Below are 12,459 nucleotides of genomic sequence, written 5' to 3' on the forward strand. Positions count from 1 at the left end.
CCGTAGCGTCGGGGCATGGACGCCGCCGCCGAGATCCGCGAGTTCCTCACGACGAGGCGCGCCCGGCTGACGCCCGCGCAGGCCGGCCTCCCCGACTACGGCGGGAGGCGACGTGTCCCGGGGCTCCGCCGCGAGGAGGTCGCGCTGCTCGCGGGGATGAGCGTCGAGTACTACGTCCGCTTCGAGCGCGGGAACGCGCTCGGGCTCTCGATCGAGATCCTCGACGGGATCGCCCGGGCGCTGCAGCTCGATCCCGCCGAGCGGCGCCACCTCGACGACCTCGTGCGGTCCGCGACGGAGGGGGCCCGGTCGTCCCGGCGCCGCGCACCGGCGCACGAGCAGCGGGTCGGACCCGGTGTCCAGCGGCTCCTCGACGCGATGACCGGAGTCCCGGCCCTGGTGCAGAACGGACGGATGGACGTCGTCGCGATCAACGCACTCGGGCGCGCGCTGTTCGCGGGGCTGGACGCCCGAGCGGGCCGGCCGGCGAACTTCGCCCGCTTCCTGTTCCTGGACCCGCGGGCGCACGACTTCTACCGCGACTGGGACGACTCCGCCCGGCAGATCGTCTCGCTGCTGCGCGCCGAGAGCGGCCGCTCTCCGCGCGACGGGTTTCTGGTCGCGCTGATCGAGGAGCTGCGGGCCGAGAGCGCCGAGTTCGGCGGACTCTGGGCCGAGCACGACGTCGACGAGCACGGCACGGGGGCGAAGCGCCTGCGCCACCCGGAGGTCGGCGACCTCGACCTCGGCTACGAGGCGCTGCAGCTCACCGGCGATCCGGGCCTGCTGCTCCTGGGGTGGACCGCCGAGCCCGGCAGCGCCTCGGACGACGCTCTGCGGCTCCTCGGCAGCCTGACGGCGAGCAGCGCCTCCGCCCGCCGCTGACACCTCGCACGCTCGCTCCCCTGCCTCCGCGTCCGGGCGACCGCGTCCCGCCGCGTCAGAGCGGCTCGCCCGACGCCGGGGCCGCGGCCCAGCTCGCCAGCAGCCGCAGGCTCTCGGCCGACCGCGAGCCCGGGGCGGCGGAGTAGGCGGCGAGGAGCAGCCCGCGATCGCTCGTGAGCTCCAGCACCTCGCGGTCGAGGTCGAGGTCGCCCACGACCGCGTGGCGCAGCAGCGTCGGCCCTGCGGTGTGCTCGCCGACCTCGCGGGAGGCCCAGGTCCGGCGGAAGCACTCGCTGCGCGTCGAGAGCTCGCCGACCAGGTCGGTCAGCGAGCGGTCGAACGGACGCCGGTCGGCCTCCGCCCGCAGCAGAGCGGCGCACTGCCGCGCGATCCGGTCCCGATCTCGGAAGAGGACCGCGGAGCGCTCGTCCAGGAAGACGAAGCGACCGAGATTCGGCCCGGGGCGCTCGAGGGCGGCCGAGAACAGGGCGGCCCCCAGAGCGTTGGTGCCGACCACGTCCAGGCGTCCGTTCTGCACGAGCGCGGGCACGTCGCCCATCGCGTCGAGCAGCTGCTGCACCGGCGGTCGCAGACCGACGGGTCGGGGAGCGGGACGACGACGCCGGGGCGGCTCGCCCCCGTTGGCGATGCGGACCAGCTCGAAGAGCCGGTTCCGATCCGGGTCGTCCAGCTGCAGCGCCCGGCAGAGTCCGTTCAGGACGTCCTCCGAGACCCGCCCGACACGGCCCCGTTCGAGGCGGAGGTAGTACTCGACGCTCAGGCCGGCGAGGAGGGCGACCTCCTCGCGGCGCAGACCCGGGGCCCGCCGTCGTCCGCCGAAGTCGGGCAGTCCCGCCTGCTCCGGCGAGAGCCGGCTGCGGCGCGAGACCAGGAAGTCCCTGATCTCGATCGGAGTGTCCATGCCGTCGACCGTACGGGTGCCCCGGACGGCGAGAGGGGCCCCGCTGGTGACCCTTCCAGCAGGGACTCCCACCTCCCCGAGTGCCCGGCGGAGAGTGGAGGCGGTCGGCAGCGTCCCGGCCCGTCCCGGCCCGCACGCCGGCACCGACAGGAAGGACTCCCCCATGACCTCCACCCTCACCGGAACCGTCGCCGTCGTCACCGGCGCCTCCAGCGGCATCGGCCGCGCGACCGCCCGCGCACTCGCCGCGGAGGGCGCCTCGGTCGCCCTCGTGGCCCGCAGGAAGGACCGCCTCGACGAGCTCGTCGCCGAGATCGAGGGCCTGGGCGGCACCGCGCTCGCCCTCCCCGTCGACATCGCCGACCGCGCGCAGGTCGACGCCGCGATCGCGACCGTCGTCGAGCGCCTCGGCCGCCTCGACGTGCTCGTCAACAACGCCGGCCTCATGCTGCTGGGCCCCGTCGCCGGCACCGACGTCGAGGAGTGGGAGCGGATGATCGCGATCAACCAGCTCGGCCTGCTCTACACGACGAAGGCGGCCCTCCCCCACCTGCTGGCGGCCGCCGAGGACGACCTGCGCGGCGTCGCCGACATCGTCAACATCTCCTCCATCGCCGGGCGCCAGGCCTGGGCCGACTTCGCCGCGTACTCCATGACGAAGTTCGGCGTGTCCGGCTTCAGCGAGGCCCTGCGACAGGAGGTCACGAAGAAGAACGTCCGCGTCGGACTGCTGCAGCCCGGTGCCGTGGCGACCGAGCTGGTCGCGCAGAACAACCAGCGGATCCAGGAGCAGCTCGCCGCCTCCGACGCGGAGGCGATCCCGGAGCGGCTCGAGCCCGAGGACATCGCCGAGAGCATCCTCTACATGGTCACCCGGAACCGCCGCTCCTCCATCGCCGAGCTGTGGGCCATGCCCACCTCGCAGGCCTGACCCGCGACCCCGCGGCCCCACTCACCACGCACAGGAAGAGCAGCACATGAAGAACGCACGTCTCGGAGCCCTCGAGGTCTCCCGCATCGGCCTGGGCGCCATGACCATGGCCGGCACCTACACGACCGGCGGCGGCCTCGACGACGGCGAGTCGATCCGGACGATCCACCGCGCCCTCGACCTCGGCGTCACCCACATCGACACCGCCGAGATCTACGGACCGTTCCACAGCGAGGAGCTGGTGGGCCGCGCCCTCCGCGGCCGTCGCGACGGCGTGGTCGTCGCCACCAAGTTCGGACTCGTCTCGCACTCCGGCGGCGGCCCCGGCACCATCGACAGCAGCGCCGCCAACGTCCGCGCGGCCGTCGAGGGATCCCTCCGGCGCCTGGGCACGGACCGCATCGACCTCTACTACCAGCACCGGGTCGACCGCAGCACGCCGATCGAGGAGACCGCGGGAGCCGTCGCCGAGCTCATCGCCGAGGGCAAGGTGCTGCACTTCGGCCTCTCGGAGGCCTCGCCCGAGACGATCCGCCGCGCGCACGCCGTGCAGCCCGTCTCGGCGCTGCAGACCGAGTACTCGCTCTGGACCCGCGACGTGGAGGACGAGATCCTGCCGCTGCTGCGCGAGCTGGGCATCGGCTTCGTCCCCTACTCGCCGCTGGGCCACGGGCTGCTGACCGGGCAGCTGCGCTCGGCCGCCGACCTCCCCGACGGCGACTGGAGGAAGTCGAACCCGCGCTTCACGGGCGAGAACTTCGAGCGCAACCTCGCGCTGGCCGACGAGGTGCGCGCGATCGGAGCCGAGATCGGGGCGACCCCCGCGCAGACGGCGCTCGCGTGGATCCTCACCCGCGGCGACGACATCGCGCCGATCCCGGGCACCCGCAGGGTCGCCCGCGTCGAGGAGAACACCGCGGCCGACGCGGTCGAGCTGACTCCGGAGCAGGTCACCCGCCTCGAGGCGCTCGAGCCCGCCGCGGGCGCCCGCCACGACGACGCCAACATGGCTTCGATCGACGGCTGAGCGAGAGCCTCCCCGGACGACGGAGGACGGCCGCCGGGTACCCGACGGCCGTCCTCCCGCGCCCGACCCGAACGGGCGCGGGTCGACTCACCTCATCACGGGCGCCACTTCTGGTTCGTCCCTCCGTTGCAGGTCCACTGGTTCAGCGCTGCACCGCTGACGGTGGAGCGGTTCTGCACCTCGAGGCAGAGGCCGCTGTGCGCGTTCCGGTACGTCGAGGTCCCGTCGGCGGCGACGGTGCGCGTCCAGAGCTGGTTGGCTCCGCCGTTGCAGGAGTACTGCGTGGCGGCGGCGCCGTTCTGGGTGCTGAAGCCGTAGACCTCGAGGCACTTGCTGCTGTTCGCGTTCACCAGCGCCACGTTCGTCCCGCGCGGGACGACCCGCCACTGCTGGTTGACGCCGCCGCTGCAGGTCCACTGGTTCACGGCGGCCCGGTCGCTCTGGCTCGCGCCGAGGACGTCGGCGCAGAGCCCGCTGTTCGCGTTCACGAGCCGGGCGTTGCCGGCGAGCTGCCCCTGGGGCACGAGCCGCCACTCCTGCGACTGGTCGGCGACCGAGGCCTGGAGCGTCGCCGGAGATCCTGCCGAGGCCGCCGTGAGGAAGAGCGACGTGTTCTGCCGCGACTGGAGCCGGACGTGAGTGCCGTCGACCTGCACGATGTTCCACTGCCCCTCGGCGCGGTCGTCGATCCACTGGCCGATCCGCTGGCCGGTGGCCGCGTTCCCGGTCCAGACGGTCGCCGCGCGTCCACCCGACTTGTTGAGCAGCGTGGTGCCGCCGGCCGGCTTGGCGGTGAGGTGCCAGAGCTGGGTGGCGGGGTTCGCGGCGGAGTCGGCCGCCTCTGCGCGCACGTCCGGCTGGTCGCCGTTGCCGATCACGGCGTCGGTCGTGTTCGAGTTCGTTCCGAGCACCTGTCCGGAGCGACGGTTGACCAGCTGGTAGTACTCGCCGGCAGAGCGCCCGAAGTCGACGTCCGCGTGACGGATCACCGGCTGCTCGGTCGGTCCGCCCCAGGCCGACTGCAGGATGAGGACGCGCCCGGTCTCGCTGTCGTACTGGAGGTTCCGGCTGTAGCCGCCGCCGAGCGGCGTCTGGTACTCGGTCCAGCGGCCGAAGCTCGCGCCGTCGTTCACCCATACGTTGCCACTGCCGGCCGCGTTGTAGGCGATCCGCCCGTCGGGCAGGTGCATCAGCACCGGGCTGCCGCCCGTCGCCAGCGGCCTCGAGCCCGGAGTGACCGGGAGCTGGCTGATGTCCGTGCCGTCCGGGTCGCCGTCGGCGAAGAACCGCTCGGGGTCGTCCGCGATCTTGTAGCGGACGTTGTCGCCGCCGCCGAAGTACTCGAAGGTCATGATCCACTTGCCGTCGTTCGTGGGAGCGACGGTGGTCATGCCCGGACGCGCGAAGCCGATGTGCTGGCGGCCGTCGAACGAGAAGCTCGGGCCGGAGACATCGACGACGGGAGCACTCCACGACGCGGAGCGCCCGTCCCACGTCTTGTGGGCCAGGATCTGGCTCTGGTCGTCGCGCCCCGTCGCGTTGTCGGAGGTGCCGATCGGCACGCCCGTCGCGCGGTCGTAGTCGAGGTAGTCGTTCTCGTCCGAGTAGTAGGCGAGGAGCTTCCCCTGGTGCACGCGCAGGTGCGGCTCCCACAGGGGATCCTGCTGGCGCGTGGCGTTCGCCTGCGAGACGTTGCGGCCGCCGGCGCCGGCGCTGCCGCCCTGCCAGCCGCCCGCGGCGATGATGTTGACGAACCGCCAGTCGGCGCCCTCGTTGCTGCTCGCGTAGAGGGCGATGGAGACGTCGCGGCGGTCGCCGTCGTTGTCGGGGACCCACGCGGGGTTCGCGGCCTTCTGCTCGCGGTAGAACTCGTCCTCCCCCGAGACGACGGTCGCCAGGAGGAGGGTGCCGGCGGCGATGTCCCCGACGGTCTCGGGCATGACGTAGAAGTAGGGGTTGGTCCAGTTGCTGGAGTACTTGTCCATGGCCGGGTCGCTCGAGAGCTCGGCCGGCGAGCCGAGCTCGGTCAGCGGCTGCCACGTGTCGCCGTTGTCGTCGCTCTTGTAGATCGGCATCCTCTCGCCGACCGCGCCGCCGATGGAGTCCGGTGCCGGGTAGTCGACGACGGTCGCCTTCTCGAAAGCGGCGACGATGCGCCCGCTCGGCAGCTGGACGGACTTCGGGTACACGATGCAGTTGCCGCGCCCCTTCAGGCACGGCTCGTTCCCGAGCTGGTAGACGACGCCTCCCTGCGGCGTGTACGCCTGCGCCGTGATCGCCGGGCCCGCGAGCAGCGCGGCGGCGACCGCCACGGCTCCGAGCAGCATCCCGGAGCGCCGGGACTTCGTGGTGAACCTCATCGTTCTCGTTCCTTCGGTCGTGGCTGGCGGACGGGGCGGATCCCGAGTCGTCGCCGACCGGTCCTCGCCCTGAGTCCCTCTGCCGCGCGATGTTGTCGATCACTTCCCGCGGCTTTCGTCGATGTTATCGACAACAGCGCGGGTGAGCGCAAGCCTTCGCGCCACACTGGTTCGGCATCGGCCCGAGGGCCGACGGCGGAGGGGGAAGTCCATGACGGAGGAATCGGCACCCGCGCGCACGTCCGGTCGCCAGGCGACGATCTACGACGTGGCACGCGTCGCCGGAGTCTCGCACCAGACCGTGACCCGGTTCCTGCAGGGCTTCGAGGGCATCCGCCCCGCCACGCGCTCGCGCGTCGAGGCGGCCCTCGCCGAGCTCGACTACCGACCCAACCTCACGGCGCGCTCGCTGCGCGCCCGCCGCTCCCACCGCATCGGCGCCCTGACCCACGAGATCGATCAGGTCGGGCCGAGCAAGATCCTGCAGGGGGCGAGCACCGCCGCCCGCGAGGCCGGCTACGTGCTCGACATCGTCTCGCTCGACATGGGCAGTCCGACCGCGATCGAGGAGGCGCTCGACCTCGTCACGCAGCACGAGCTCGCGGGCGTCCTCGCCCTCGCGTCGACCGACGAGATGACGCACGCGTTCCGCACCACCCGCTTCCGCGTCCCGGCGCACCTCGCCGTCGAGGAGGACGACGACGACACCCGTTCGCCGTCGCAGCTGACAACCCAGGGGTTCCCGGCCCTCGTCGCCCACCTCGCCGGCCTCGGGCACCGCGAGATCCTGCACCTGGCCGGCCCGCCCACGTGGTCGGCCGCCCGAAACCGGCGCAGGGCCTACGAGGCCGCCGTCGCACAGCACGGCCTGCACTCGACCGGCGTGCTCGAGGGCGACTGGTCGGCGCGCTCCGGCTACGAGCTCGTCCGGGCCCTGCCCGAGGTCCGCGCGACCGCGATCGTGGCGGCGAACGACCAGATGGCGCTCGGAGCGATCCTCGCCCTCACCGACCGCGGGCTGCGGGTGCCCGAGGACGTCAGCGTCACCGGCGTCGACGACATCCCCGAGGCCGCGTACGTCGGCCCGCCGCTGACGACGCTCCGCGTCGATTTCCTCGGCCAGGGCCGCTCGGCACTGGCCGAGCTGCTGGCCCTGATCGACGGGACCGACGCGGCGCCGCACGTGACGCTCGCCGCCGAGCTCGTGCCGCGCCGCTCCTCCGGACCCGCTCCCCGCTGACCCGCTACGACTCCCGTCGGCGCGCCGGACCGGAGGAGGAGCGGAGCACGAGCGTCGGCCGCGGCCCCTCGGCACCGAACTCCGCGGCCGGATCGTCGATCCTCGCCAGCAGCGCCAGGAGCGCCTCCCGCCCCTGAGCGTCGAAGTCCAGCTGCACGGTGGTCAGGGCGGGCGTGAAGTACGCGGCCTCGGGAGTGTCGTCGACCCCGGTCACGCTGACGTCGGCGGGCACCCGGACACCGCGGGCGTCGAGGGCGTGCAGCGCGCCGAGTGCCATCTGATCGTTGGCCGCGAGGATCGCCGTCGGCAGCTCCTCGAGCGCGGCGATCGCCTCGTGGCCCGAGCGCGCCGACCAGTCCCCGTGCAGGATCCGCGCCGGCGGCAGGCCGTGGCGCTCGAGCGCGGCGTGCACGGCGCGCAGCCGGTTCCTCGCGGCCGACCAGGTCGCGGGGCCCGCGATGTGCACGAACTCCTCGTGGCCGAGCCCGACGAGGTGGTCCACGAGCGCGCCGATCCCGGAGTCGGACCCCTCGCCGTCCGACTCCGCCTCCGCGGCGATGACCACCGGCACCCCGAAGCCCGTGTGCTCGAGCACGTCCCGCACGCTGTCCGTCGAGGCGAACGCCAGCAGGCCCGCGAGATCGTGCCGGGTCAGCAGCTGGAGCGCGCTCTGCACCTCCGCCGTGTCGGCCATGTCGAGGGTCACGACGTCGAGGAGGTACCCCGCCTCGCGCGCCGCCGTCGTCGCGGCCTGGATGATGCGGTTCGGCCCGACCTGGTCCACCGCGTGCGTCAGGGCGCCGATCCGCATCGACCGTCCCGAGATCAGCGCGCGCGCCGTGAGATTGGGCCGGTAGCGGACGGTGGTCAGGGCGGCCTCGATCTTCTCCTTCGTCGAGGCGCGCATGTCGAGACCGCGCATATAGCGGCTCACCGAGGCGTGCGAGACGCCCGCCGCCCGGGCGACGTCGTAGATCGTGCCGGTCGTCGGCGCGGGGTCGCTCGTCATGGGCTCCTCCTCGGATCGGTCTTGCTTTTCTCAATGTTGTCGATCACAATCGCTCCTGCCAACTGTTATCGAGAACAGTTCACCACGATGGAGTGCTTCACGTCATGACCGCCGCCCCGCAGTCCCTCCCGCCGCAGACCCTGCTCGGCGTCGCCTACTACCCCGAGTACCACGTCTCGGACCGCCTGATCGAGGACCTCGATCTGATGGTGGCGGCGGACATCACGGTCATCCGGGTGGGCGAGTCCGTCTGGTCGACCTGGGAGCCCAGCGACGGCCGTTTCGAGCTCGAGTGGATGCAGCGGGTGCTGGACGCGGCGCACGAGCGCGGCATCCGCGTGATCCTCGGCACCCCCACCTACGCGGTGCCGCCGTGGCTGCAGACCGCGCACCCCGAGATCGCCGGCGAGCGGCGCACGGGCGAGCGCATCGCCTGGGGCGCCCGCCAGGAGGTCGACTACTCGCACCCCGCGTTCCGCTTCCACGCCGAGCGCGTGATCCGCCGCATCGTCGGCCGCTACGCCGCGCACCCCGCGATCATCGGCTACCAGGTCGACAACGAGCCGGGTCTGGAGCTCCTGCACAACCACGGCGTGTTCACCGGCTTCGTGCGCAGCCTCCGCGAGCAGTACGGCGACGTCGAGACCCTCAACCGCGAGTGGGGGCTCACCTACTGGTCGCACCGCATCGACGACTGGAGCGAGCTCTGGCGTCCCGACGGGAACACCTTCCCGCAGTACGACCTCGCCTGGCGCCGGTACCAGTCGGCGGTCACCACCGACTTCATCTCGTGGCAGGCCGGCATCGTCCGCGAGTACTCGCGCGAGGACCAGTTCGTGACCACCTGCCTCCAGTACCCGCGCCGCGGCGTCGACGAGCGCGCGGTGTTCGAGGCGCTCGACATCGCCGCCGGCAACCCCTACTACGGCATGCAGGACCACCTCGAGATCGGCGTCGAGCACGAGCACCCGAACTACTGGACCACGTCCGGAGTCCCGGGCCTGCTCCGCCAGGCCGACCGGCTCTACGCCTCCCGCCAGCAGCGCTACCTGGTCACCGAGACGAACGCGCAGGCGATCGACACCGCCGACAACAACCTCCCGCCCTACCCGGGCCAGCTGCGCCAGTCGGCCCTCGCGTTCGTCTCGCGCGGTGCCGCGATGATCGAGTACTGGCACTGGCACACGCTGCCCTTCGGCGCCGAGACCTACTGGGGCGGAGTCCTCCCCCACAGCCTCGTCCCCGGCCGCGTCTACGAGGAGGTCGCCGCGATCGGCCGCGACCTCGCCACCCTCGGCGACGCCCTCGACGGCTACGAGCCGGATGCGGACGCCGCCGTGCTCTGGTCGACCTCGAGCCGGTACGCGCTGCAGTTCATGCCTCCGCTGAGCCGCGACGGCGGGCCCGACGAGGAGTCCTACGAGCGGATCGTCGACTCCTTCTCGCGGGGGATCGTCGACGCCGGCGGGCAGTCCCGTTTCCTCCACCTCGAGCAGGCGCGCGATCTCGGAGCCGCCGAGCTCGCGCACCGCTTCCCCGTGATCGTCGCCGCCGGGCTCTACGTCTGCACCGACGACGACCTCGAGCTGCTGCGCGAGTACGCGGCCCTGGGCGGGCACCTCGTCCTCGGCCCGCGCACCGCCTACGGCGACGACGAGGCGCGCGCCCGCGTCGAGCGGGCTCCCGCGCGCCTCGCGGGTCCGGCGCAGGTCGGCTACGAGGAGTTCAGCAGCGTGAGCACGCCGGTCCGCGTGACCGGCTCCGCCGCCCTGCCGCTGCCGTCCGAGGCGCACGCCACCCTGTGGATCGACGGGCTCCGCTCGGCGGGCGCGGTGACGCTCGCGACCTACGAGCACCCGCGCTTCGGCGCCTTCCCCGCCGCGACGACCGCCCGCTACGGCCGCGGCGACATCACGGTCGTCGGGACGGTCCCGGATCCGGAGCTCGCCCGCGAGCTGGCGCGCTTCGCGCTGCCGGAACCCGACGCCGTCGTCACGGCGGAGGGCCGGGCGGTGACGGTGTCCTCGGGCACCGCCTCCGGATCGCGGTTCACCTTCGTCTTCAACTGGGGCTGGACCCCCCGCACCGCGACGCTGCGGCGAGCGGCGGTCGACGCGCTCTCGGGAGCGGAGCTCGCCGCCGGCACGAGCGTCGACCTGGAGCCCTGGGACGTCCGGGTGCTCCGCACCGAGGCAGAGGAGACCGGCCGATGACCACCATGATGGAGCGCCTCGCGAGGACCGACACGCGACGGGAGCCCTCGCCCCCGAAGCCCTCGCGCGCGCAGCGCGACTGGCGCGGCTGGCAGTTCGTCGGCCCGTTCGCCGCCGTGTTCGTGCTCGTGTTCCTCGCCCCGCTGGCCTACGCGCTCTGGCTGAGCCTGTTCCAGAACCGGATCATCGGCGGCAACAGCTTCGTCGGCCTCGACAACTACGTCGCGGTCCTGTCGGACCCGCAGTTCTGGGACGGCTTCGTCCGTGTCGTGCTCGTGCTGCTCGTGCAGGTGCCGGTCATGCTCCTCCTCTCGCTGATCGCGGCCCTCGCGATCGACAGCGCACGGCTCTACGCGTCGGGGCTGTTCCGGATGGTGATCTTCCTGCCCTACGCGGTGCCGGCCGTCGTCGCCGTGCTGATCTGGGGCTTCCTCTACGGCAACAACTTCGGGCTCACCGCCAACATCAACGACCTGCTCGGGGCCGAGGTGCTGCGACCGCTCTCCGGGCCGTGGATCCTCGCCTCGATCGGCAACATCGTGACCTGGGAGTACATCGGCTACAACATGCTGATCTTCTACTCGGCACTGAAGACGATCCCCGCCGAGCTGTACGAGGCGGCCGAGATCGACGGGGCCCGCGGCGTCCAGGTCATCACCGCGATCAAGCTGCCCGCCGCCCGCGGCGCGATCGTCATCGCCACGATCTTCTCGATCATCGGCAGCTTCCAGCTCTTCAACGAGCCCAACGTGCTGAAGCCCCTGGCCGAGAACGTGATCTCGTCCTACTTCACGCCGAACATGTACGCCTACAACCTCTCGTTCGCCGGCCAGCAGTTCAACACCGCGGCCACGGTCGCCATCGTCATGGGCGTCATCACCGCCACGATCGCCTACGTCGTGCAGCTGCGCGGCAGCCGGAAGGAAGACCAGTGAGCACCACCCTGCGCACCCTGAACCCGCGGGTCCGCCGCGCCGGATCGATCAGCCGGCCTCGCAAGTCCGTCGCGCTGACGCTGGTGATGCTGGCGTTCCTCCTCTACGCGCTCGTCCCGCTGCTGTGGCTCGTCATCAACGCGTCCAAGACGCAGGCCGACCTGTTCAGCTCGTTCGGACTCGGCTTCGGCGACAGCTTCGTGCTGGGCGAGAACATCGCCGCGACCTTCGCCTACGACGACGGCATCTTCCTCCGCTGGCTCGGCAACACGCTGCTCTACGTGGTCGTCGGCGCGGGCGGAGCGACCCTGCTCGCCACCCTCGGCGGCTACGGTCTGGCGAAGTTCCGCTTCCCGGGCAAGAAGGCCTACTTCGCGGTGGTCCTCGGAGCCGTCGCCGTGCCGGGCACGGCTCTCGCGGTGCCGACGTTCCTGCTCTTCAGCCAGCTCGGGCTCACGAACACGCCGTGGGCGATCATCCTGCCCTCGCTCATCACCCCGTTCGGGCTGTATCTGGTCTGGGTCTACACGATCGACTCCGTGCCGACCGAGCTGCTCGAGGCGGCGCGGCTGGACGGGGCGACCGAGATGAGGACGTTCTTCACCATCTCGCTCAAGCTGCTGACCCCCGGAGTCGTGACCGTCGCGCTCTTCTCGGTGGTCGCGACCTGGAACAACTACTTCCTGCCCCTGATCATGCTCAGCGACCCCGCCTGGTACCCGCTCACGGTCGGCCTCAACCAGTGGAGCTCGCAGGCCAGCGGCGTCTCGGCCGAGCCGATCTACAACCTCGTCATCACCGGCTCCCTGATCACGATCGTCCCGATCGTCGTGATCTTCCTGTTCCTCCAGCGCTTCTGGCAGTCGGGCCTGAGCGCCGGAAGCGTCAAGGGCTGACCCCGGTCCCGCCCCTCGCACCCGCACCACCCCTCCCGCAC

10 protein-coding genes are annotated in these 12,459 nt (G+C 72.1%); 7 read left to right on the top strand and 3 right to left on the bottom strand.

The genetic code is table 11. From position 1 onward, the window contains the following. Positions 1–15 precede the first annotated feature (15 nt). Positions 16–885: a helix-turn-helix domain-containing protein gene (locus tag NB037_RS04465; RefSeq protein ID WP_251944114.1), complete on the top strand. Its 870-nt coding sequence runs from the start codon at positions 16–18 to the stop codon at positions 883–885. Between the two features lie 55 nt (positions 886–940). Here NB037_RS04465 and NB037_RS04470 read toward each other — a convergent pair whose 3' ends face one another. Then, entirely contained in the window at positions 941–1,807 is an 867-nt protein-coding gene (locus NB037_RS04470; protein ID WP_251944115.1) for a helix-turn-helix transcriptional regulator, read from the bottom strand. A gap of 163 nt (positions 1,808–1,970) precedes the next feature. Between NB037_RS04470 and NB037_RS04475 the strand changes: the two genes are divergently transcribed. Then, complete coding sequence (locus NB037_RS04475; RefSeq protein WP_251944117.1) at positions 1,971–2,738, top strand: SDR family oxidoreductase; 768 nt, start codon at positions 1,971–1,973, stop codon at positions 2,736–2,738. Between the two features lie 46 nt (positions 2,739–2,784). Beyond that, positions 2,785–3,765 (top strand): aldo/keto reductase, encoded by a 981-nt coding sequence (locus tag NB037_RS04480; protein ID WP_251944119.1) that lies wholly within the window; start codon positions 2,785–2,787, stop codon positions 3,763–3,765. A 95-nt stretch (positions 3,766–3,860) separates the two neighbouring features. Here NB037_RS04480 and NB037_RS04485 read toward each other — a convergent pair whose 3' ends face one another. Then, positions 3,861–6,125, bottom strand: coding sequence for an RICIN domain-containing protein (locus tag NB037_RS04485; RefSeq protein ID WP_251944120.1), 2,265 nt, complete (start codon positions 6,123–6,125; stop codon positions 3,861–3,863). Positions 6,126–6,336: 211 nt separating this feature from the next. Between NB037_RS04485 and NB037_RS04490 the strand changes: the two genes are divergently transcribed. Further along, the gene (locus NB037_RS04490; RefSeq protein ID WP_251944121.1) at positions 6,337–7,365 is read left to right on the top strand and encodes a LacI family DNA-binding transcriptional regulator; all 1,029 of its coding nucleotides are present in this window, start codon (positions 6,337–6,339) and stop codon (positions 7,363–7,365) included. A gap of 4 nt (positions 7,366–7,369) precedes the next feature. Here the strand turns inward: NB037_RS04490 and NB037_RS04495 are convergent, their stop codons facing one another. Continuing rightward, on the bottom strand, positions 7,370–8,374 hold the full coding sequence (locus tag NB037_RS04495) for a LacI family DNA-binding transcriptional regulator (RefSeq protein WP_251944122.1): 1,005 nt from the start codon (positions 8,372–8,374) through the stop codon (positions 7,370–7,372). A gap of 104 nt (positions 8,375–8,478) precedes the next feature. Between NB037_RS04495 and NB037_RS04500 the strand changes: the two genes are divergently transcribed. From NB037_RS04500 to NB037_RS04510, 3 genes are all read left to right on the top strand, one after another. Continuing rightward, positions 8,479–10,587, top strand: a complete 2,109-nt coding sequence (locus NB037_RS04500; RefSeq protein WP_251944123.1) for a beta-galactosidase — start codon at positions 8,479–8,481, stop codon at positions 10,585–10,587. Next, on the top strand, positions 10,584–11,522 hold the full coding sequence (locus tag NB037_RS04505) for a carbohydrate ABC transporter permease (RefSeq protein WP_372490697.1): 939 nt from the start codon (positions 10,584–10,586) through the stop codon (positions 11,520–11,522). Before NB037_RS04500 ends, NB037_RS04505 begins: the two co-directional genes overlap by 4 nt. An 86-nt stretch (positions 11,523–11,608) precedes the next feature. Further along, positions 11,609–12,418, top strand: a complete 810-nt coding sequence (locus tag NB037_RS04510) for a carbohydrate ABC transporter permease (RefSeq protein ID WP_251944126.1) — start codon at positions 11,609–11,611, stop codon at positions 12,416–12,418. The last annotated feature ends 41 nt before the right edge of the window (positions 12,419–12,459 follow it).

It is taken from the genome of Rathayibacter rubneri (genome assembly GCF_023743255.1).
GTDB classification, from domain to species: Bacteria; Actinomycetota; Actinomycetes; order Actinomycetales; family Microbacteriaceae; genus Rathayibacter; species Rathayibacter rubneri.

Bases quoted from the DNA above. Each gene is read 5' to 3' on its own strand.
- NB037_RS04505 (WP_372490697.1), top strand. From the start codon at position 10,584: ATGACCACCATGATGGAGCGCCTCGCGAGGACCGACACGCGACGGGAG.
- NB037_RS04465 (WP_251944114.1), top strand. From the start codon at position 16: ATGGACGCCGCCGCCGAGATCCGCGAGTTCCTCACGACGAGGCGCGCC.
- NB037_RS04495 (WP_251944122.1), bottom strand. From the start codon at position 8,374: ATGACGAGCGACCCCGCGCCGACGACCGGCACGATCTACGACGTCGCC.
- NB037_RS04475 (WP_251944117.1), top strand. From the start codon at position 1,971: ATGACCTCCACCCTCACCGGAACCGTCGCCGTCGTCACCGGCGCCTCC.
- NB037_RS04480 (WP_251944119.1), top strand. From the start codon at position 2,785: ATGAAGAACGCACGTCTCGGAGCCCTCGAGGTCTCCCGCATCGGCCTG.
- NB037_RS04500 (WP_251944123.1), top strand. From the start codon at position 8,479: ATGACCGCCGCCCCGCAGTCCCTCCCGCCGCAGACCCTGCTCGGCGTC.
- NB037_RS04510 (WP_251944126.1), top strand. From the start codon at position 11,609: ATGCTGGCGTTCCTCCTCTACGCGCTCGTCCCGCTGCTGTGGCTCGTC.
- NB037_RS04470 (WP_251944115.1), bottom strand. From the start codon at position 1,807: ATGGACACTCCGATCGAGATCAGGGACTTCCTGGTCTCGCGCCGCAGC.
- NB037_RS04485 (WP_251944120.1), bottom strand. From the start codon at position 6,125: ATGAGGTTCACCACGAAGTCCCGGCGCTCCGGGATGCTGCTCGGAGCC.
- NB037_RS04490 (WP_251944121.1), top strand. From the start codon at position 6,337: ATGACGGAGGAATCGGCACCCGCGCGCACGTCCGGTCGCCAGGCGACG.